This window comes from Roseibium sp. (assembly GCF_965276855.1).
GTDB lineage: Bacteria > Pseudomonadota > Alphaproteobacteria > Rhizobiales > Stappiaceae > Roseibium.
Genome location: NZ_OZ255700.1, coordinates 3,531,614 through 3,552,771, shown reverse-complemented (window position 1 = coordinate 3,552,771; position 21,158 = coordinate 3,531,614). Strand labels below are relative to the sequence as shown.

Here is a 21,158-nt window from a genome sequence, read left to right as displayed (position 1 = left end):
GTCAGCGTTGGCCGCGGAAATAAGGAACAAGCAGTGCGCGCGGATAATCAGCTTTCCTGGCCACCACGATTAACGCGATGATGGATAGGATATACGGCATCATCAGGAAGACCTGTCCAGGGATGAAACTGCCGACTTCTGTCTGAAGTCGAACCTGGAACGCGTCAAACGCGCCAAACAACAACGCGCCAATCAGCGCTTTTCCAGGCCGCCAGGACGCGAAGACGGTCAAGGCGATGCAGATCCAGCCGCGGCCATTGACCATGCCGAAGAAGAAAGCATCAAAGGCCGACATGGTCAAAAACGCCCCGCCCAGCGCCATGATCGACGAGCCGACAACGACTGCGCCCATGCGCAGTCCGTAGACCGAGAGCCCTTGCGATTCGACAGCCGACGGATTGTCGCCCACAGCCTGAATCGCAAGACCGAGCGGCGTGCGATAAAGCACATAGCCTGTCGCAAGCACCAGGATCAGTGCAAGAAACGTCAGCGAGGTTTGCTGGAACAATGCAGGACCAATAAACGGCAGATCGGACAGGATCGGGATATCCAGCGGCTGAAAAGCTTCAATCCGCGGCGGCGACGACACATCCGGCAGAGCGGTCCGATAAATAAAGTAACTGAGCGATGTCGCGAACAGAGTGACGCCGATCCCCGAGACATGCTGAGACAACCCGAGCGGCACCGTTAGAATGGCGTGAAGCAACCCGAACAGCCCACCGGCCAATGCGGCGACAAGCACTCCGCCCCAAAGCCCTGCTCCGAGCCAGACCGCCATCCAGCCAGCCATGGCACCCGCGGTAAAGATGCCTTCGATCCCAAGATTGAGCACCCCTGCCCGCTCGCAGATGAGCGCGCCGATGACACCGAAAATCAGCGGCGTGGCAATCCGTAGAGAGGCCGCCCAGAAGTTTTCGGAGACAAGAATATCGAGGATCTCGATCATTTCGTGGCCTCCTTGGCATGCGGCGCGCCGACAAAGCGGATCTTGAACCTCAAGAACAAGCCGGAAACGAGAACGCATAAAAGCGCCATCGCAACGATCAGATCAGCCAGATAATTGGACACACCGGTGGCGCGGGACATGGAATCTGCCCCGACAAAGATGCTTGCAATAAAGAGCGCGGCAAAGACAACGCCAATCGGCGACAGTCCCGCCAGCATGGCAACAACGATACCGGAGTATCCGAAACCCGGTGACAGGTCTGCTGTCAGATATCCCTTCAGTCCTGCGACTTCGCCAACACCGGCAAGGCCCGCCAGCGCACCGGAGAGCAATCCAACCCGAATGAAGGTTGCCGTGACCGGGATACCGGCATGACGGGCTGCGGACGCGTTCTCTCCGACTGCCCTGATTTCAAAACCCCAGACCGTGCGTTTCAAAAGAAAATAAACGCCAAGCGCGGAAATCAGCGCGATGATGAGACCCCAATGGATGCGCATCCGGTCCATCAGCTTGGGCAACGCGGCTTCATCCAGAATGGGTTCCGATTGCGGCCATCCCATCCCCATCGGGTCCTTCATGGGGCCTTCCAGCATCATCTGCACAAACAGCAGAATGACGAAATTCAGGAGAAGCGTCGTCACCACTTCATCCACGCCGAGTCGGGTTTTCAATAGGGTCGGTCCCAACATGACCAGCCCGCCCATCAGGGCCCCGGCGAGAACAACGGCCGGAATAAGCACGAAGGAAGGCCCGGAGATCAGCCCGGTACCGACCGCAACTGCGGCCAACGCTCCGGCATACAGCTGACCTTCGGCACCGATGTTCCAAAGCTTTGCCCGGAAAGCAACGGCGGCGGCAAGTCCCGTCAGGATCAATGGCGTTGCGCGGGTCAGCATTTCTGTAAAGGCAAAGGCTGACCCAAATGCGCCCTTGATCATAAGGCCATAGGCTTCAAAAACTGGCAGACCTGCGAACAGCATCGGGACAGCCGCCAGAACGAGGGCGGCAACAGCGGCTGCGACGGTCACGCTAATGACTTTGGAAACGGCAACCGGACCTCTGGGTTCAAAACGGATCATGCAGCTTCTTCCCCATCGTGCCCGGCCATGCGCAGACCGAGCTTGCCGCGGTCAAGGTCTTCCGTCGGTTCTGCTTGTGAGAGATGGCCGCGATGAATGACGGCGATGCGGTCGGAAAGACGCATGAGTTCATCCAGATCTTCAGAAATAAGAATGACGCCTGCCCCGCGAGCGCGTGCTGCAAGCAGACGTTTGTGAACGTCGGATGTGGCACCGACATCAAGCCCGCGCGAGGGCTGGGCGGCGAGCACGACCTTGGGCTCCGTTTCAAGCGTTCTGGCCAAAACGATTTTCTGGATATTACCGCCAGACAGCAACCTGGCCGGACTTGCCTCACTTTGGCAGCGAATATCATAGGCCTCGATAAGACCCTTCGCCCGGTCCCGCATCGCCGAAAACCGGAGCATCCCGAAGCGCTGGTTTTCTGGTTTGCGGATCGCTTCAATCGCCAAGTTCTCAGACACGGTCATCGCGCCCACAATGCCATCGTGATGACGATCTTCAGGTATGCGCGCCAGACCGATGTCAATCATTTGACGCGCAGAAACTTGCCCGAGCTCATCGCCTTCCAGCACCAATTTGCCAGCCGACACCGTCTCTAGACCGGAAATAACCCGTGCCAGCGTGGTTTGGCCATTGCCAGACACCCCGGCTATGCCAAGGATTTCACCGGCTCGTAAGTCCAGCGAAACATCGGAGATTGCGTCCCGACCATGTCCCGCCGCAACGTCGGTCAGGACAAAAAGCGGCGCACCCGGAGCACCGGGCTCACGTACGGTTTCGGAAATCTCGTGCCCGACCATCAGCTCGGCCAATTGGCGTTGCGAGCTGCCTTCAGTCGGCAGGTCCGCCACTTTCCGGCCTCCGCGCAAGACCGCAACGCGGTGGGAGGATGCCATCACTTCTGCCAGCTTGTGCGAAATGAAAATGATCCCGAGCCCATCGCCTGCAAGCTTCGTCAACGTGGCAAACAGGGTTTCGGATTCCTGCGGTGTCAAAACAGCCGTCGGTTCGTCAAGGACAAGAACCCTCGCATCCCGATAAAGCGCTTTCAGGATCTCAACGCGCTGTTTTTCCCCGACGGAGAGATTGGAAATGCGCGTGTCCAGATTGACCGCCAATCCGGATCTTTCCATCAGCTCGTCCAGTTTCTTGCGCGCCGGCAGTCGGGCGGACTTGATGGCGGACAGAGGTTCTGTGCCCAAAAGAATATTGTCGAAGGCGCTCAGGTTTTCTGCGAGCGTAAAGTGCTGATGCACCATCCCGATGCCAGCATCCAGTGCAGCATGGGGAGAGCCTGGCTCCAACTCTTCAAGGGCGCCATGCGACCCCAACACAAGCACCTGTCCTTCATCGGCCACATAGTGACCGAAAAGGATGTTCATCAGCGTGGTCTTGCCGGCGCCGTTTTCTCCGAGAAGTGCAAGAATTTCCCCTTGTCTCAGGTCCAGCGACACATCGCCATTGGCTGTCAACGCGCCAAAGCGCTTGGTGATGCCTTCAAGCCGCAACAGGACGGGGACATCAATTGCTGGCGGCGCCATGCCAACCTCCGGTGGTTTTTGAATTCTTGGCCGACAAGGGAGAACATCGGCAGGTCACTGGCGGTCACAGGTGTCGAACCCAATGACCGCCAGATAAAACAGCAGGCGCTGCTTACATCGTGGATTTCGGTTCGCTGTCGTTCACATTGACGCGGAACAGGCCATCGAGAATTTCCTTTTCTTTTTCTTTTGCGGCAGCAACGGCATCAGCCGGAGCAAGGCCTTCATCGACAATGAAGCTGCCACCGCCATAGCTCATGAAGCTATAACGGCCAAAATCGGCCGGTTCGAAAGTGCCTGACTTCACCTGCTCCAGTGCACGATCAATGGTCGGCTCCATATGCCAAAGTGCCGAGGAAAGGATCGTGCCCGGATAATCGGCTGATGTGTCGATGACGTTGCCGATGGCAAGAAGACCTTTCTCCTTGGCCGCATCCGAAACACCAAAGCGCTCTGCGTACATGATGTCAGCGCCCTTATCGATCATCGCAAATGCAGCTTCTTTGGCCTTGGGCGGATCGTACCAAGAGTTAATGAAGGTCACGAGGAACTTCACGTCCGGGTTAACGGATGTTGCCCCGTCCATGAACGCGTGCATCAGACGGTTCACTTCCGGAATGGCATACCCGCCGACCATGCCGATGATGTTGGATTCGGTGGTCGCGCCCGCGATCATGCCGGACAGATAGCTCGGCTCATGGATCCAGTTGTCGAAAACGGCAAAGTTTGGTTTTCCCGGGCCGAAAGAAGACCCCATAAGGAACGCTGTGTCCGGATACTCTGCGGCGACCTTGCGTGCGGCCCGCTCTACAGCGAATGCTTCCCCGACAACAAGATCCATGCCCTGCTCTGCGTACTCGCGCATCACCCGCTCGTAGTCGGTGTTCGCGACGTTTTCAGAGAAGGTATAAGTGATATCGCCACGCTCTTCGGCAGCTTTCAGCGCCTTATCAATACGGCTCACCCATTGCTGCTCGACCGGCACGGTATAGATCGCAGCAACTTTGATTGGATCCGCCGCTTGTGCAGCTGACATCGGCATGGCGGCAACGGCTGTGACAGTCATTGCAGCCGCCAAAAGGCCCCGGCGGACCTTTGAAAACGGTTTAACGGTGAACATCTGGAAACCCCTGGAGTGCTTTTTAACTCCAAAAGATGATCACAAATCCGGCGTGCCCACAAGTTAAGCAGAGCCAACAAGAGCAATTTTTTTGAACAAACGGCAAAAATCCGCGCTCGTTTTTTGTGCGGCTCTGTTGATCACTGAACTGCACAACAGGGAAAATCCCTAATTGTTTAGCCGTAAAACATTCTATTTTTCAAGGTTTCACAACCGACACCGAGCCAATTTGGGAAATCAATTTTCATTCGTTGTATCAAAGACTTATACACGATTGAGGAAAGCCTCAAAAATGAAAAATGGCGTCTTTTTTTGAATGCATTCAAAAAAATGAAACGTTTCATATTGATCTGTTTCGGGAGTCATGGTTTCACTTATGAGCCTGTTCACCTGCCAGTCTGGATAGAGGGACGGCAGTCTTCTTTGGGAGGAAATAATGAAGATATTCAAGCTCGCTGCCGCCGCAGCGACCGGTCTCGCTTTGCTTGCTGGCACCGCCATGGCAGATGAGAAGCCGAAAGTCGGCCTCATCATGAAATCGCTCGCAAACGAGTTCTTTCAAAACATGATGGCAGGTGCCGAAGCCCACCAGGAAAAGCGTGGCGACTATGAACTTCTGGCCGTCGGCATGCAGAACGAAACCGACTTCGAGAGCCAGATCAACGCCGTCGAAAACTTCATCACGCAGGGCGTGGACGCAATCGTGGTAGCTCCTGCTGACAGCCGTGCCATGGTGCGCCCGCTGAAGAAGGCGATGGAAGCGGGCATTGTCGTGGTCAACTTCGACGTCGCGCTCGATGAAGATGCCAAGAAACAGCAGGGCATCGAGCTGGCGTTTGTCGGCCCGGACAACCGCGGTGGTGCGAAACTTGCCGGTGATGCATTGGGCAAAAAACTTGGCGAAGGCGGCAAGGTCGTCATCATCGAGGGCAACCCGGGCGCGGACAATGCCAACCAGCGCCGCATGGGCTTTGAAGACTCAGTCGCCGAATACAAGCTCGACCTTCTCGACAGCCGCACCGCGCATTGGGAAACAGAAGAAGCCAACACCGTCTTCTCCAACATGTTGACGGCACACCCGGACATCCAGGGCGTTATGGCTGCCAACGATTCCATGGCCATCGGCGTGGTTAAGGCGCTGGAAAGCGCTGGCCGCACCGACATTATGGTTGTCGGTTTCGATAACATTCCGGCAGTAAGCCCGATGATCGAGGACGGCCGGATGCTAGCAACTGTCGACCAATTCGGAACCGACATGGCCGCAAACGCCATTGATCTGGCGCTCGAAGTCGTCGGCGGCGGTGACGAACTCAAAGGTTGGGTCAAAACCCCAATCGAATTGGTGGCCGCTCAATAATCGGCCCCATGTGCCCCCGCTTGGTCAGCCTTGAGCGGGGGCAAATCAAACTCTTCCAATTACGATATGACTGGACGCACCATGGTAGCAGCGACGCAAACCGCGGCGCAGGCCCCTGCGCATTCCTCGCCGTTTCTATCGGTTGAAGGACTGAAGAAATACTTCGGCGGTGTGAAGGCCCTCGACGGCGTGAGCTTTTTCCTCGAACAAGGAGAAGTGCATGCGCTGGTCGGTGAAAATGGCGCTGGCAAGTCCACCTTGATTAAGATCCTGTCTGGCGTGTTCCCTCATGACCACGGTGCGATCTCCTTGGACGGGCAGATATACCGCCCGCAGTCGCCACATGAGGCCAAGGAACGCGGTGTTCAGGTCGTTCATCAGGAATTCAATCTCCTTGAGCATCTAACAATTGCGGAAAACGTCTCGATCGAGAAGTTGCCACGCAACCGGTTTGGGCTCCTGGACCGGCAAGAACTCAACTCTCGTGCCCGCAAGGCGCTGGACGCCATCGGGTTAACTGATATCGATGTCAAAGCTCCTGTGAGCACCCTTGGCATCGCCCACCGGCAGCTTGTTGAAATCGCAAGGGCTCTACAGTCCGAAAGCCAAATCCTGATCCTTGATGAACCGACCGCTACACTGACGGAGCGTGAAACCAAGCGTCTCTTCGAACTTGTCTCGCGGATCAAGGCAGACGGCGTGACAGTCGTTTTCGTGTCACATCACCTCGATGAAGTCTTCGAAATCTGTGATCGGGTCACGGTGTTTCGCAACGGCCGCACAATCGCAACTGACCTGATCACCGAGACCACACCGGAAGGTATTGTCCAAAGAATGGTCGGCCGCCAGCTCGCCGGGGAGATGGTTTCTGGCGATGAACATAAAGAGTTCGGCGACGTCGCCTTGAGTGTCCAAGATGTCTGCACTCAGGCCAATCCGACCGAAACGGGCGTGTCTTTTGACTTGCGCTATGGCGAGATCCTCGGGATCGCTGGGCTGGTCGGGGCGGGCCGCACTGAAATCCTGCGCGGAATTTTCGGAATTGATCCGATCCGGTCCGGACAAGTGCAACGGGATGGCAAGACTGCCCGTTTTTCCGGTCCAGGTGACGCCATAGCTGCCGGGATTGGCTTCGTAACCGAGGACCGTAAGGACGAAGGCCTGATCCTGGATATGCCGATCTCGGCCAACGTCTCGCTCGCGAATATGAAGGCCGTGTCGCAATCCGGTCTCCTCAAATTCGCAGCTGAGCGGCGACAGGCCATGGAGGCCGGCGAAAAACTGAAACTTAAATACGGCAAGACAGCCGACCCTGCCTCAAGCCTGTCTGGCGGAAACCAGCAAAAGGTCGTGCTGGCCAAGTGGCTCGCACGGGACCCAAAGGTCCTGTTGCTGGATGAGCCCACCAGAGGCGTTGATGTCGGCGCAAAAGCCGAAATCTACGCGATCCTGAAGGATCTGGCCCGCAACGGCGTCGCCCTGTTGGTGGTCTCGTCCGAAATGCCGGAACTCATGACGCTGGCAGATCGCATTCTCGTTCTTGCCGAACACCAGATCCAGGGCACGCTTCAGCGCGCCGATTTCTCTGAAGAAAACATCCTGAAACTGGCCTACGGGCGAACTGAACTGGCCGGAGGAAACAGCCAATGACACTCCAGACAACAACCGACACGCTTCCGGCTCCGTCCAGATTTTCCGTCCGAACCGTCTTGCAAAATGCAGGCATCGGCCTCGCCTTGCTGGCTCTGATCATTTTCTTTTCCGTGTTCACCGAACACTTTCTGACGCCGAACAACATCACCAACATATTGACCCAGATCACCATCAATCTGGTCCTCGCTGTCGGCATGACCTTTGTCATTCTGATCGGCGGCATTGACCTGTCGGTCGGGTCGGTGATGGCGTTTGCAGCGGTCGTAGCCGGTAAAGCCATCACCCTTCCCGGATTTGGACCGGCAGAAGCAATCGCGCTTGCAGTTATTGCCGCAACGCTGACCGGTGTCCTGTGCGGGTTCATCAACGGCGCCATCAGTGCTTATTGGGCGCTGCCGTCGTTCATCATCACTCTTGGCATGTTGAACATTGCCCGCGGTGCGGCATTACAGGTCTCCGATGCGCAAACAATCTACTCCTTCCCCTATGCCTTTGAGGAATTCGGGTCTGCCATGATCTATGGCGTGCCTGTCGTATTCCTGGTGGCGCTGCTCCTGGTGTTCGTGGCCTGGTTCGTCCTGAACTTCACGGTCTTTGGGCGTCTGCTCTACGGCATTGGCAACAACGAGGAAGCCGTCCGCCTGGCTGGACATTCGGTGCGTCGCTACAAGATTGCAGCCTTCACCATATGCGGCTTCACAGCCGGTATCGCGGCCGTTGTCTATATGGCCCGCCTCAACATCTCCAGCCCGATCGCCGGGATCGGTTTTGAACTCAATGCGATCGCTGCAGTGATCATCGGCGGCACCAGTTTGAGTGGCGGCCGAGGTTCGGTAATCGGGACTCTGCTCGGCGCTTTCATTATTGGTGTGCTCGCAAACGGCTTGATCCTGATCGGCTTAAGCGACTTCATGCGCCAGATGATTACCGGTGTGGTCATCATCTTTGCAGTCGTCCTTGATCATTACCGCGCCAAATACGCCGCCACCTGATCGCCTATATTAAATGCCTCAGCGAAGACATCTTCCGCTGAGGCAAAGTAATACGGTATACACAGACCCTCACTGATGTTCGGAGCGCAATTTTGAAGCCGGTTACTGTCGTTGGCAGCATCAATGTCGATCTCTTCAGCTACCTCGATCGCTGGCCGAACATCGGTGAAACCGTGATGGTCCGGGAATCGTCCAACACCCTTGGTGGCAAAGGCGCCAATCAGGCGGTTGCAGCAACCAAGCTCGGCGCCAATGCGACGATGATCGGCGCGGTTGGTGAAGACGGTTTTGGCCGCGTTGCCGCAGATCAGCTGGCGGCTTTCAATGTGACTGCCGAGCTGATTGAAAAACGCGATTCCGGAACGGGTATGGCATTTATAGATGTCGGGCCGGACGGCGATAACATCATCCGGTTGGCAAGTGGTGCCAATGGTCAGATACGCCCCGAAGACCTTAAGCAGCATTCGGGCCACCTGAGCCACAGCGGTGTCGTCCTCCTTCAAAACGAAATCAACCTGGAAACGTCATTGAAAGCCGCGGAACTCGCACGCGCTGGTGGCGCGCTGGTGATTATGGATCCAGCTCCAGCCCCTCACCCGGCCTGGACCAAGGATGTGATTGCCGCCTTTGATGTGCTGACCCCGAACGCAAGTGAGGCTGGTGCCATCTTGGGAAAAACACCAGAAACGCTGGACGAAGCCCGAGACGGCGCACAGCACCTGCGCTCTTTCGGACTGAGTGGTGCGATCATCACGCTCGGGGAAAAAGGCGTCGCCTGGTCCTTTGGAGATGAAGACGGTGTAGAACCTGCTCCGAATGTAACCGCAATTGACACGGTGGCTGCCGGGGATTGCTTTAACGGCGCGCTGGCAACTGCGCTCTCAGAAGGTGCCTCAATGCGGTCCGCGATACGATTTGCTATGCATGCTGCGGCCCTTGCAACCACCCGAAAGGGTGCATCGGCTTCTCTGCCGACCCGAATCGAGGTCGACCGGTTCTACGCGCCCGACCTGGTATAGCGCTGGCATAAAAGAGGCAGTAAAAAGAACAGCAGCCCGCAGTTGGCTGCAACTACTGTATTTAGGGAGAAGCCTGTCTATGCCGACCATAAAGGATGTCGCGCGCAAAGCCGATGTGTCGGTCGGGACGGTTTCAAGGGTCCTCGCGAAAAACGATACGGTCAAACTGCCGCTCAAGCTGCGGGTGCAGGCGGCCATGGACGAACTTGGCTACAAGCCCAACCTGGCAGCCCGCGCGCTGCGCACAAACAGTATCGATGTCGTAGGGCTGGTGGTTCCAGATATTACCAACCCGTTTTTTGCGCAACTGGCCAAGGACATCGAAAAAGAAGCGGCCAGCCGCAGCCACTCTGTTATGCTGGCAAATTCGGATGACGACCTGGAAACCGAAAAGATTCAGATCGCGGCCCTGCTGGACCGCTCCGTGCGCGGTGTCATCGTTGTTGCAACATCAGACAGCAACCATCCTTACGAAGCAGATGTTCCAATCGTGTCGCTTGACCGCCGTCTTGGTGATCATGCGCTGGTCAGCACGAACCATTTCGACGGATCAGCTCAGATTGCCGACCATCTCCATCAGCTTGGCCATCGGCGGATCGCCTACATCGCTGGACCGGACACCATGGATGTGGCCCGCCGCCGCCGCGAAGGGTTCGTGACCCGGATAAAGACACTTTCAACGCCTGATGATCCAATCGAACTAACTATCCACCCAGGCCAATTCGATTATGATTCCGGCGAAGAGGTTTGCCGGGAGATACTTGCAGAAACTGCGGACAGCGGTGATCGCCCGACCGCAATTGCCGCGGCCAGTGACCAGCAGGCGATTGGGGTCTTGCGCGCAGCTCGAGACTTGAAACTGGACGTTCCTGGAGATCTCTCCGTTACAGGTTTCGATGACATCTCGCTGGCAGCTCTTGTCGTCCCCAGGCTGACGACTATCCGCCAGCCGACCGCCGCTTTGGCACGCACAGCAATTGATCGGATCTTCGAACCCGCAGACGCCACCGGAGATGAAGAGATCCCCGGTGACCTTGTTGTGCGGGAATCGACGGCAGCCCTTAACTGATCAGTTTAGATCCCTAGATAGGCTTCACGGATACGCGGATCGGCGATCAGTTCATCCGAGGGCCCAGAAAGCGTGATCCGGCCGGTTTCCATGACATAGCCTCGATCGGCGATTTTGAGAGCGCCAAAGGCGTTCTGTTCAACCAGAAGAACGGTCACTTCCTTTTCCCTCAAGGACTTGACCACATCGAAGATCTGCGCGACCAGAAGTGGCGCCAGGCCCATTGAAGGTTCATCCAGCAACAGGCAATGTGGCCGCCCCATCAAGGCACGGGCAATCGCCAGCATCTGTTGTTGCCCACCTGAAAGGCCACCCGCTGCCAGGTTCCGCTTTTCCCTGAGAATTGGGAACATCTGGAAGGCGTCTTCCATGTCCTTTTCGACCCGATCATCCGTAAATAGAAACGCGCCGAGACGCAGATTTTCTTCAACCGTGATGTTCGTGAAAATCTGGCGCCCCTCCGGCGATTGCGACAATCCACGTTTCAAACGCTTGTAGGCGGGCACGGTTGTCAGCGCATCGCCGCGAAACCGGATGTCTCCGCCGGTGACGGACTGCGTCCCGGACAAGCATTTCAGCAAGGTGGTTTTGCCCGCTCCATTGGCGCCGACCACAGTCACGATCTCTCTGGATGTCACCTCCAGATCGATCCCGTGCAGCACCTCGATATGACCATAGGCCGATCGCAGGCCCTCAACCGTCAACATGGGCGGGCTCCTCTTCCGTGCCGAGATAGGCGGCAATCACATCCGGGTTCCTGGAGACATCCTGGGGCGTCCCCTCGGCGATCTTTTCGCCGTGATCCAGCACCACGATGTGATTGGAGATCCGCATCACCATTTTCATATCGTGCTCCACGAGCAGGATCGCGATGCCGGACTTGGCGAGCTCCGCAATCAGCTCATCGATCTCTTCCGTCTCGACCGCATTGCAGCCAGCAGCCGGTTCATCCAGCAGAAGAACCTGCGGCCCAACGGCCAGGGCACGCGCGATCTCAAGGCGCTTGAGCGCACCATAAGAAAGGTTCCCGGCCTCTTCCTCGGCAGCCTTTGACAGATGCACCTTTTCAAGAAGCTGCAACGCTTGCTCGCGCACTTCCGCAGACCGGCGCCGGGCAGACGGCAGCGACATCAGATCAGCCCAGACGGACGGATTTTCCGTCAGATGAAATCCGGCAACCACATTTTCCAGAACCGTCATTTCCTGGAAGATCTGCAGGTTCTGAAAGGTCCGCGTCAGGCCCTTTTTCGCCAGGATATGCGGGGCCTTAGCGGTCACGTCTTCCCCGTTTAGTTTCACGTACCCCGCATCCGGCAAATAGACACCGGAGATCATGTTGAAGAGGGTTGTTTTGCCAGCCCCGTTCGGACCGATGACCGATACGATTTCACCCGGTTTGACCGAAAACCCGACATCGTTCACCGCCCGGAGCCCGCCGAAACTGATGCCAAGGCCGCTGATTTCGAGAATGCTCATCAGACACCCCTCCATCTGATACGCGCTGCAAGGGACGGCAAAAGGCCAAGCGGCAGGAAGATCATCACCAGGATCATGACGAGGCCAAGCACCAGATGCTCATAGTCGTGGAACACGGTCAGGATCTGCGGCAGGAGCGTCAGGACAGCCGCGCCGAATGTGGCACCGAGGACCGAGCCGACACCTCCGAGAACAGCCATGGTAACCATTTCCACCGAGTGCATGAAACCCGCGACATCCGGTGTGATGAAACCGTTCTGCAAGGCCAGAAGCGAGCCGCCGACCGATGCATAAACAGCTGAAATGATAAAGGCTTGCAGCTTGAAACGCGCGACATCAATGCCGACGGTTTGCGCTGCGGTTTCCGAACCATGCAAGGCCCGCATCGCCCGCCCGGTCGCGCTCTGGTAGAGATTGAGTGCAATCCAGATCCCGATCAAAAGCGCGGCCGCATTGAAGATGTACCAGAATTCACCGCCGGACAGCCGAAGCCCCATGTCCCTGAGGATTGGACGCAAACCAAGACTTGAAACCGCCATTCCATCCGGGCCACCTGTCAATCCGCGTTCATTGGAGAGAACCATGGAGACCAGAATGCCAAATCCAAGCGTTGCAACGCCGAGATAGTAGCCCTTCAAGCGCAGAATTGGGCGGCCGATCAGAAGGGCGAGCACGGCAGAAATCGCAGCGCCGAGCAGAATGGCCAGGACGGGCGGGATACCGAGATGGACGGGTGCCAATGCGCAGGCGTAAGCACCAATCCCGGCGAATCCTGCGTGCCCCAGACTGATCTGTCCGGCGTAACCGATCAGGATCACCAGGCCGACCACGGACAAGGCATTCACGAACACAAGCGCACCGACACGGTAGTAGTAACCGGAAGGGAAAAAGGCTGGCAGGATGACGATGATTGCAGCCAGAATGGCCAGTTGAATCCATTTGTTTTTGAGTGTCATCACCTAGACCCTTTCTGTCGTCTTTTGACCGAAAAGGCCCTGTGGCATGACAAAAAGCACAGCAAGGATCACGACAAAGGCGACCGCTTCCTTGTACTGGGAGGAGATGTATCCAGCCGTTAGGGCTTCAAACAGGCCGAGCAGCAACCCGCCGACCAAAGCCCCTTTCGGATTTCCCATGCCGCCGAGCATTGCAGCCGCAAACCCTTTGAGGGCGAGGCCGACACCGACGTCATAGCTCACCAGGGTGATTGGTGTGACCAGAACACCGGCCAGCGCGCCGATGGCCGCTGACAAGGCAAAAGACAAGGTCATGACAAAACCGGTGTTGATGCCGACGAGCTGTGCGGCCAGCCGATTGTTCGCCGTTGCCAGAACAGCTTTGCCCAAAAGCGTACGCGTGAAAAACAGCCATAGCGCTATGAAAATCGCAATGGCTCCGCCAATCACCCAAAGGCTCTGCGGCAGCAGCGTCGCGCCGAGAAGGTGGATCGGATCATCCCCGGAGAACGCTGGCAGACGGTGCAACTGCTTGTCGAACAGGACCTGTGTCGCACCGCGGATCAGGATCGAAGCGCCGATGGTAATGATGATCAGGGAGACGACCGGCGCGCCCCGCGCAGGCTCGATCGCAAACTTGTTCAGCGCCACACCAATGGCTGCTGTTGCCACGATTGCAATCAAAGCCGCCAAGGGCAACGGCAGACCCGAATCGAAGGCGAAAACGGTGATCATGCCGCCGAGCATGACGAATTCGCCTTGTGCGAAGTTCACCACATCAGAGGCGTTGTAGATGATGGTAAAGCCGAGCGCGACAAGGGCGTAGACCGCGCCGACGGTCAAGCCGGAAAAGACGAACTGCATCAATGCGTCCATCGACGTCTCCTAAGCGGGATATTGGGTGCAAGGTTGGAAGCCGGACTTGTCGCCCGGCTTCCGAAATGGCGTCAGTCGATCGAGGTCCACTTGCCATCGCGAATTTCCAGCATGCGGAACGCACTGAGATCGAGCCCCAGGTGATCGTCCGGGCTGAAGGTATAAGTGCCGGTCGTACCGACCATGCCGCTGGTTGCTTCTAGAGCATCGCGGATGGCACTCGGGTCCGAGCTGCCTGCACGGGCCATAGCATCCGTCATCAGCCGGAAGGCATCATGCGCATAGCCACCAAATGTCGAAACGGCTTCGCCGTACTCTTCCTCGTATGCGGTCTTGTAGGCGATCACCACTTCCTTCTGCGGATCCCCCTCTTCCATGATGTCTGCAATGAGTAGCGCGGTGCCTGGAAGACGCACACCTTCAGCAGCCTCCTTTCCAGCCAGCTCAATGAAACCATCAGAAGCAACTCCATGGCTTTGGTAAAGCGGCAGATCAATCCCAAGCTGGGCATAGTTCCGGGTGACGATGGCCGGCCCCTGACCGAAGCCCGGATTCAGAACGGCCTCAACACCATCGGTAGACTTGATCTTGGTAAGCTGCGGGGTCATGTCAGCGTCCTGACGGGAGTAGGTCTCTTGCACCAGGATCTCGACACCGTAATTGCCAGAAACGTCGACGCATTGGGCTTCCATCGACGCGCCAAATCCGCCGGTACCGGAAATCATTCCGATCTTGGTGATGCCGTTCTTCTGCATATCCGTGAAGATCTTCTCACAGGCCATGCGGTCGGTATGCGGTGTCTTGAAGACATACTCGCGCACCGGATCAATGATTTGGATTGCACCAGCGAGTGAGATGAACGGAATACCCTCATCTTCGGCAACCGACAGGATGGACATGGTCGTGCCCGTCGTGGACCCACCGATGATCGCGACGACTTCATCATCTTCAACCAGACGCGTTGCAAAGGTGCGCGCCTTGTTCGGATCGCCACCATCATCGTAAATCACCAGCTCGATCTTCTCGCCGTTGATCCCGCCCTTGGCGTTTAGATCATCAACGAGCATGTAAAGGGTCTTTGCTTCCGGGTCGCCAAGGAATGCAGCAGGACCGGACGCGGACAGGCTTGCACCCAACTTGATGTCGGCGGCGGCGCCTGTGACTGTTCCCAGAACCAACAAGGTGGCGAGAGCTGTATTGGTAACTTTCATGGTTTCCTCCCAGAGTGTGAAAATTTCGAAGTGACGGGCAGCCGGGGTCAGCGGGTGTGAGTGCCCAGGTCACTGATGCGACGAAGACGGCTGTGGTGAGTAAACGCTCTGCCGGCCACGCTTTGCTGATCATTGCGGATCGAATTGGAGACGCCGGGTGACCTGGGTTTTGCCGGGCGGGGCAGCGCAATGCTGTGTCGGTTTGCCGGTTTAGAAAACACTGAAACCAACATTCGCACGCTCTGGTCCGCGATCACCGAGAACGCAGCGCTCAACATTCTGTAATGCCGGCCAAGCAGTTTTGGCATAATGTCTCCTCCCAAGTCCGTAACGAGCGTTACGCCTCAGTTCTTATAATTGACCGACCGGACGGTTTATGCAACGATTTGTTTTGTCGGCATCGTGAGAAAATGGTGTCAGGGAGAGAAAAATGTCGAAAATTCAGACTGTTATTTCGGAAATAAACAACGGCGTTTTGAAGCTAACCCTCAATCGTCCGGACAAACTCAACTCGTTTAACGAGGAAATGCACCTGTCATTTCGCGCAGAAATTGAGCGCGCGCATTCCGAAAAAGCAGTCCGCTCGGTGTTGTTGACAGGATCCGGGAGGGGCTTTTGTGCCGGGCAGGATCTGGGCGACCGGGACCCAAGAAAAGGCGGCGAGCGCTCTGATCTCGGACATACGATCGAGACCTTTTACAATCCGACCCTGCGTCTGATCCGCAGCCTGGAAAAACCAATCGTCTGCGCGGTGAATGGCGTGGCGGCCGGTGCGGGCGCAAACATCGCCCTTGCCTGTGACATCGTTCTGGCGGCACGCTCGGCAAAGTTTATCCAGGCCTTTTCTAAGATAGGACTGATCCCGGATGCCGGCGGCAGCTGGTCTCTGCCCCGCATTCTAGGAGAACCACGTGCTAAAGCGCTCGCCCTCCTTGGGGAACCGCTACTGGCCGAACAGGCCGAAAGCTGGGGCCTGATCTGGAAAGCGGTCGATGATGCTGCTCTCCTAGAAGAGGCGACAGTACTGGCTGAGAAACTCGCTGCTGGCCCCACCGTCGGACTGGGCCTCACCAAACGTCTCATCCAGGCCGCCGCCGACCAGGATCTCGACACGCATCTCGACATGGAGCGGGATTGCCAGCAGACAGCAGGCTTCACCGACGATTATGCTGAAGGTGTAATTGCGTTTTTGGAAAAACGCCCTGCACGGTTCCGCGGTGAATGACATGAAACACATATCTGAACTCAGCCCGCAGCAGCTGGCAGAAACCTGCGCCAACCTGATGTGGGAGGAGGACAACGCCTCTCAGAAGCTCGGCATGAAACTGCTTCACGTGGCGCCAGGCGAAGCAGATATCTCCATGACCGTGACGAAGGACATGACCAACGGCCATGGCAACTGTCACGGCGGCTATATCTTTGCGTTGGCCGACAGCGCCTTCGCTTTTGCCTGCAACACGTACAATCAAGTCACCGTCGCGCAGCATTGTTCGGTCACCTACATCGCACCGGGCGGCCTGGACGATTTCCTGACCGCTTCAGCACGCGAGGTCTCCCGTACCGGGCGCTCCGGTATTTACGACATCAGCGTTGCCCGCGACGACGGGACCGTGATCGCTGAATTTCGCGGCCACTCCCGCACTATCAATCGCACCTTTTTGCCAACAGAATAACTGCCGGCCTGACCAGCACCTTGTGGAGGAAACACATGATCGATCTCACACCGGATCGCGCCACTCTGGACCCTATCGAAATTGCAAGCCGAGACGAGATTGCAGCCCTTCAGGAAAAGCGCCTCGCCTGGACGCTATCCCACGCCTACGACAACTCTGCTTTCTTCAAGAAGCGCTTTGATGAATACGGCGCGCATCCGGGTGATTTCAAAACGCTGGCAGACATGGCGAAATTTCCCTTTACCGTGAAACAGGATCTGCGCGACACCTATCCGTTCGGCATGTTCGCGACACCGCGTGAAGACCTCGTCCGGATCCATGGTTCCTCCGGCACCACAGGCAAACCCACGGTGGTCGGATACACCGCCAATGACATTTCCAACTGGTCAGATCTGATTGCCCGCTCCATCCGCGCAGCGGGCGGACGCAAAGGCAACATCCTGCACAATGCCTATGGTTATGGCCTCTTCACCGGCGGGCTTGGCGCCCACTATGGTGCGGAAAAGCTTGGCTGCACGGTCGTACCGATTTCCGGCGGTATGACAGAGCGTCAGGTCACCCTGATCGAAGACTTCAAGCCGGACGTCATCATGGTGACGCCATCCTACATGCTGTCCATTTTGGACGAGTACCGGCGCCGTGGCCTCGACGCCCGGCAAAGCTCGCTGAAGGTCGGCATTTTCGGCGCAGAACCCTGGACAAATGCCATGCGTCAGGAAATCGAACAGGCCTTCGACATGCATGCCGTCGACATTTACGGCCTCTCGGAAATCATGGGGCCCGGTGTTGCGCAGGAATGCGTTGAAACCAAGGACGGCCTCCATGTTTGGGAAGACCATTTCTATCCGGAAATCATCGACCCTGTGACGGAAGAGGTCCTGCCAGACGGTGAGATGGGTGAACTGGTCTTCACGACACTGACCAAGGAAGGCCTGCCGATGGTCCGCTACCGGACCCGCGACCTGACCCGCATTCTGCCGGGAACTGCCCGCTCCATGCGCAGAATTGAAAAAATTACCGGCCGCAGCGACGACATGATCATCCTGCGCGGAGTCAATGTTTTCCCGACCCAGATCGAGGAGCAGATCCTTAAGTGTGCGGGTCTTGCGGCGCATTTCCATATCGAGCTCGTCCGTTCTGGCCGCATGGATGCGATGATCGTTCATGGAGAAGCGATGCCGGATGCCAGCAGCAGCGAGGCGCGGGAAGCGTCGGCCAAAGAGCTCGCGCACCACATCAAATCAACGATCGGGATTTCTTCAAAAATCGAGATCCACGAACCAGAAAAACTGCAGCGCTCAGAAGGCAAAGCCAAGCGAGTTATCGACAACCGGCCCAAAGACTGAATCAGTCGTCGCTTTTCTATCCCCAATGAGTTGAAGCCGGCCAGGCATTGGTCGGCTTCGCTTTACGTTGACTTAAAAAAGGCATTGGGTTGCTATGGCGGCACCGTGTCAAGAAATGGAGCTCCAAACACATGGCGAGAACCCGCGCCAATGATTTTGAGGAAAAACAGCATGGCCTTCTGCTGACGGCAGCGAATGTCTTTGCAACACAAGGCATGGAAAAGGCCTCCATGGCGCAGATCGCTCAGGAAGCCGGCGTTTCAAAATCCCTGCTCTATCACTACTACCCGTCGAAAGACGCGCTGATTTTCGAGATCATCCATTCTCACTTGGCAATCCTCGACAAGGCTCTGGAGGAAGCAGACGATCCGACCCTTCCACCAGAAGACCGGCTGCAAACTCTGGTGATGACCGTCCTTGATTCCTACCGGGGAGCAGACGATCAGCATAAGGTGCAGCTAAATGCCGGCCCAGCGTTGTCGGACGAACAAAAGAGTGAAATCGTCGCAATAGAGCGGCGCATTGTCCGGCACTTTTCAAATGCCTTGAAAGACATCCATCCGCACCTCGACACACCGGACCGGCCCCTCCTGATGCCCGTGACAATGTCGCTCTTCGGCATGATGAACTGGGTCTACATGTGGTTCAAAGAAGGTGGGCCGATCTCGCGCGAAGACTACGCCAAGGTAGCCACCACTTTGATCCTGGAAGGCGTCAAGGCCGTCCGCTGAATGGCTTGCCGGTCACGCTTCACCAGCTGACCGGCAACACCACATGGTTTTTATGCCGCCTGCGGCCAGGTCTTGGCGACCATGGTCAGGACGTCGTATTGCGCGACGACTTCTCCCTTCTGGTTGGTCACCTGGCAGTCCCAGCGCACCTCGCCGTGATCGGCGTTCTCGCGCGGATTGATTTCCTTGCATGTAAGCCGGACTTTCAGGCTGTCACCGAAGTAGACCGGTGTCAGGAACCGGAGATTGTCGACGCCATAGTTGGCGAGAACCGGACCCGGCTCCGGATCCACGAACAAACCCGCCGCAAAGGACGCGATCAGATACCCGTGGGCGACCCGATCCTCAAAGAACGGATTTGCCTTAGCCGCTTGGCTGTCCATATGCGCGTAGAAGGTGTCACCGGTAAACTCTGCGAAATGTTCGACGTCTTCCAGCGTTACTTCGCGTGCCTTTGTGGCAATCTGATCGCCAATCTTGAGCTCGGCCAATGACTTGCGGAACGGATGGACGTCGGTGCGCACAGATGCTCCATCGACCCATTGCCCGGTCACTGCGGACAGCATTTCCGGTGTGCCCTGGATCGCGGAGCGCTGCATGAAATGCTTCACGCCGCGCATACCGCCCATTTCTTCGCCGCCACCTGCCCGGCCCGGCCCGCCGTGAACAAGCGGTGCCAATGGTGAGCCGTGCCCTGTAGAGGATTTCGCGGATCCGCGATTGCCGATCAACACACGGCCGTGGAACGGCGCAAGACCAGTGACCACGTCATGAACCAGCGCCCCATCATTGGAAAACAATGAGGATGCAAGCGAGCCCCGGCCTTTGCGGGCTAGTTCCACAGCTTCCTGATTGTCTTCGTAGGACATAATGGTCGCAACCGGTCCGAAAGCCTCAACGGAGTGGACGATCTCAGCGTCGAGCGGCTTGGCGCAGTGAAGCAGTAGCGGCGCCATGAAGGCACCGCGATCTGCTTCGCCGGAAATCAGATCAACCGTGTCAAGCGATCCGGACACAATCTCCGCCTCCGTCGCCAGTTCGGCAACCTTTGCCTTGACGCCGTCGCGATCCTTCAGGGAGACGATTGCGCCCATGCGCACAGCTTCATCATCCGGCAAACCGACTTTCGTCTTGGAAAGCCGGGCGGAAATTGCTTCGACCGCCGCCTGCTCGTGTATCTTCGGAACGATGATCCGGCGAATGGCTGTGCACTTTTGGCCCGCCTTGACAGTCATCTCATTTGCGACTTCGCGGACAAAAAGATCAAACTCGTCCGTGCCGGGACCGGCATCCGAGCCCAGAATGGACGCGTTCAGACTGTCGGCTTCCATTGTAAAGCGAACAGAATGCTTTAGGATCGCGGAACTAGATTTCAGCTTTTGGCCGGTGGATGCGGAGCCGGTGAAGGTGACCACATCCTGTTCATTGACATGATCCAGAAGATCACCGGCTGACCCGGTCACGATCTGCAGCGCGCCTTCTGGCAAGACGCCGGTTTCCAGCATCCGCCGAACCACCAATTCTGTCAGATAGGCGGTTTGCGAGGCCGGTTTGACGATGCACGGCATGCCGGCGATCAGGGACGGTGCGATCTTTTCCAACATTCCCCAGACCGGGAAGTTGTAGGCATTGATGTGCACGGCAACGCCGATGAAAGGCGAGAGAATGTGCTGGGCCACAAAGGATCCATCACGGGACAGGACTTCCACCGGTCCTTCTGTTAGAACCCTGGTGTTCGGCAGTTCGCGGCGGGCCTTGGAGGCGAAGGTCAGCATCGTGCCGATGCCTCCTTCAATGTCGATCCAGCCGTCCCGGCGCGTTGCACCGGTCGCAAAGTTTTCCAGATAGAACTCTTCCTTGAGTTCCATCAGCTTCAGACCGACGGCCTTCAGCATCAAAGCCCGTTCGTGGAGCGTCATGGCTCTCAGCGCAGGTCCACCTTTGGCCCGCCCCCAGGCAAGTGCCGCCTTGAAATCGAGCCCCTCGGTCCCGATCAGCGCGTGAACGTTTCCTGTAGCGGCATTCAAGACCGGTTGACCTTCACCGTCCCCGCGGCGCCAAGCGCCTTCCACATAGCTTTCCAAACGGCGCGCCGTCGTCCCCATGGCCA

Annotated in this window: 19 protein-coding genes; 9 read left to right on the top strand and 10 right to left on the bottom strand. The window is 57.1% G+C overall.

Annotated features, from left to right (window positions below; translation table 11 throughout):
- Position 1 precedes the first annotated feature (1 nt).
- The 4 genes from ACQY4Z_RS16440 to ACQY4Z_RS16425 all read right to left on the bottom strand — a co-directional run bounded on the left by ACQY4Z_RS16440 (position 2) and on the right by ACQY4Z_RS16425 (position 4,689).
- On the bottom strand, positions 2 to 946 hold the full coding sequence (locus tag ACQY4Z_RS16440) for an ABC transporter permease (protein ID WP_209002528.1): 945 nt from the start codon (positions 944 to 946) through the stop codon (positions 2 to 4).
- Positions 943 to 2,025 carry an ABC transporter permease gene (locus ACQY4Z_RS16435; protein ID WP_428523000.1) on the bottom strand — a complete coding sequence of 361 codons (1,083 nt, stop codon included), beginning with the start codon at positions 2,023 to 2,025 and terminating at the stop codon, positions 943 to 945. Before ACQY4Z_RS16435 ends, ACQY4Z_RS16440 begins: the two co-directional genes overlap by 4 nt.
- A complete protein-coding gene (locus ACQY4Z_RS16430) occupies positions 2,022 to 3,569 on the bottom strand; it encodes an ABC transporter ATP-binding protein (RefSeq protein ID WP_428522998.1) in 1,548 nt (515 codons plus the stop codon). Before ACQY4Z_RS16430 ends, ACQY4Z_RS16435 begins: the two co-directional genes overlap by 4 nt.
- A gap of 112 nt (positions 3,570 to 3,681) precedes the next feature.
- Entirely contained in the window at positions 3,682 to 4,689 is a 1,008-nt protein-coding gene (locus ACQY4Z_RS16425; RefSeq protein WP_428522996.1) for a BMP family protein, read from the bottom strand.
- A gap of 436 nt (positions 4,690 to 5,125) precedes the next feature.
- On the opposite strand from ACQY4Z_RS16425, the gene ACQY4Z_RS16420 reads away from it, so the two are divergent.
- The 5 genes from ACQY4Z_RS16420 to ACQY4Z_RS16400 all read left to right on the top strand — a co-directional run bounded on the left by ACQY4Z_RS16420 (position 5,126) and on the right by ACQY4Z_RS16400 (position 10,779).
- The gene (locus ACQY4Z_RS16420) at positions 5,126 to 6,046 is read left to right on the top strand and encodes a sugar ABC transporter substrate-binding protein (RefSeq protein ID WP_428522994.1); all 921 of its coding nucleotides are present in this window, start codon (positions 5,126 to 5,128) and stop codon (positions 6,044 to 6,046) included.
- Between the two features lie 81 nt (positions 6,047 to 6,127).
- Positions 6,128 to 7,696: a sugar ABC transporter ATP-binding protein gene (locus tag ACQY4Z_RS16415; RefSeq protein ID WP_428522992.1), complete on the top strand. Its 1,569-nt coding sequence runs from the start codon at positions 6,128 to 6,130 to the stop codon at positions 7,694 to 7,696.
- Positions 7,693 to 8,691, top strand: a complete 999-nt coding sequence (locus ACQY4Z_RS16410) for an ABC transporter permease (RefSeq protein WP_428522990.1) — start codon at positions 7,693 to 7,695, stop codon at positions 8,689 to 8,691. The genes ACQY4Z_RS16415 and ACQY4Z_RS16410 overlap by 4 nt, the downstream gene beginning before the upstream one ends.
- A gap of 92 nt (positions 8,692 to 8,783) precedes the next feature.
- A complete protein-coding gene (gene rbsK, locus ACQY4Z_RS16405) occupies positions 8,784 to 9,710 on the top strand; it encodes a ribokinase (protein ID WP_428522988.1) in 927 nt (308 codons plus the stop codon).
- 79 nt (positions 9,711 to 9,789) lie between these two features.
- Positions 9,790 to 10,779, top strand: coding sequence for a LacI family DNA-binding transcriptional regulator (locus tag ACQY4Z_RS16400; protein WP_428522986.1), 990 nt, complete (start codon positions 9,790 to 9,792; stop codon positions 10,777 to 10,779).
- Between the two features lie 5 nt (positions 10,780 to 10,784).
- Here the strand turns inward: ACQY4Z_RS16400 and ACQY4Z_RS16395 are convergent, their stop codons facing one another.
- The 5 genes from ACQY4Z_RS16395 to ACQY4Z_RS16375 all read right to left on the bottom strand — a co-directional run bounded on the left by ACQY4Z_RS16395 (position 10,785) and on the right by ACQY4Z_RS16375 (position 15,298).
- On the bottom strand, positions 10,785 to 11,486 hold the full coding sequence (locus ACQY4Z_RS16395) for an ABC transporter ATP-binding protein (RefSeq protein ID WP_306147605.1): 702 nt from the start codon (positions 11,484 to 11,486) through the stop codon (positions 10,785 to 10,787).
- A complete protein-coding gene (locus tag ACQY4Z_RS16390) occupies positions 11,473 to 12,255 on the bottom strand; it encodes an ABC transporter ATP-binding protein (RefSeq protein ID WP_428522983.1) in 783 nt (260 codons plus the stop codon). Before ACQY4Z_RS16390 ends, ACQY4Z_RS16395 begins: the two co-directional genes overlap by 14 nt.
- Positions 12,255 to 13,211 (bottom strand): branched-chain amino acid ABC transporter permease, encoded by a 957-nt coding sequence (locus ACQY4Z_RS16385; protein ID WP_428522981.1) that lies wholly within the window; start codon positions 13,209 to 13,211, stop codon positions 12,255 to 12,257. The genes ACQY4Z_RS16390 and ACQY4Z_RS16385 overlap by 1 nt, the downstream gene beginning before the upstream one ends.
- A gap of 3 nt (positions 13,212 to 13,214) precedes the next feature.
- Positions 13,215 to 14,087 carry a branched-chain amino acid ABC transporter permease gene (locus tag ACQY4Z_RS16380; protein ID WP_428522979.1) on the bottom strand — a complete coding sequence of 291 codons (873 nt, stop codon included), beginning with the start codon at positions 14,085 to 14,087 and terminating at the stop codon, positions 13,215 to 13,217.
- Between the two features lie 71 nt (positions 14,088 to 14,158).
- Positions 14,159 to 15,298: an ABC transporter substrate-binding protein gene (locus tag ACQY4Z_RS16375; RefSeq protein WP_428522977.1), complete on the bottom strand. Its 1,140-nt coding sequence runs from the start codon at positions 15,296 to 15,298 to the stop codon at positions 14,159 to 14,161.
- Between the two features lie 430 nt (positions 15,299 to 15,728).
- On the opposite strand from ACQY4Z_RS16375, the gene paaG reads away from it, so the two are divergent.
- The 4 genes from paaG (at position 15,729) to ACQY4Z_RS16355 (ending at position 19,048) form a co-directional block, all read left to right on the top strand.
- Complete coding sequence (gene paaG, locus ACQY4Z_RS16370) at positions 15,729 to 16,523, top strand: 2-(1,2-epoxy-1,2-dihydrophenyl)acetyl-CoA isomerase PaaG (RefSeq protein WP_428522975.1); 795 nt, start codon at positions 15,729 to 15,731, stop codon at positions 16,521 to 16,523.
- A gap of 1 nt (position 16,524) precedes the next feature.
- Positions 16,525 to 16,971, top strand: coding sequence for a hydroxyphenylacetyl-CoA thioesterase PaaI (gene paaI, locus ACQY4Z_RS16365; RefSeq protein WP_428522973.1), 447 nt, complete (start codon positions 16,525 to 16,527; stop codon positions 16,969 to 16,971).
- Positions 16,972 to 17,006: 35 nt separating this feature from the next.
- The gene (paaK, locus tag ACQY4Z_RS16360) at positions 17,007 to 18,317 is read left to right on the top strand and encodes a phenylacetate--CoA ligase PaaK (RefSeq protein ID WP_428522971.1); all 1,311 of its coding nucleotides are present in this window, start codon (positions 17,007 to 17,009) and stop codon (positions 18,315 to 18,317) included.
- Between the two features lie 131 nt (positions 18,318 to 18,448).
- Positions 18,449 to 19,048, top strand: coding sequence for a TetR/AcrR family transcriptional regulator (locus tag ACQY4Z_RS16355; RefSeq protein WP_133951805.1), 600 nt, complete (start codon positions 18,449 to 18,451; stop codon positions 19,046 to 19,048).
- Between the two features lie 50 nt (positions 19,049 to 19,098).
- Here the strand turns inward: ACQY4Z_RS16355 and paaZ are convergent, their stop codons facing one another.
- A complete protein-coding gene (gene paaZ / locus ACQY4Z_RS16350) occupies positions 19,099 to 21,153 on the bottom strand; it encodes a phenylacetic acid degradation bifunctional protein PaaZ (RefSeq protein ID WP_428529586.1) in 2,055 nt (684 codons plus the stop codon).
- Positions 21,154 to 21,158 lie beyond the last annotated feature (5 nt).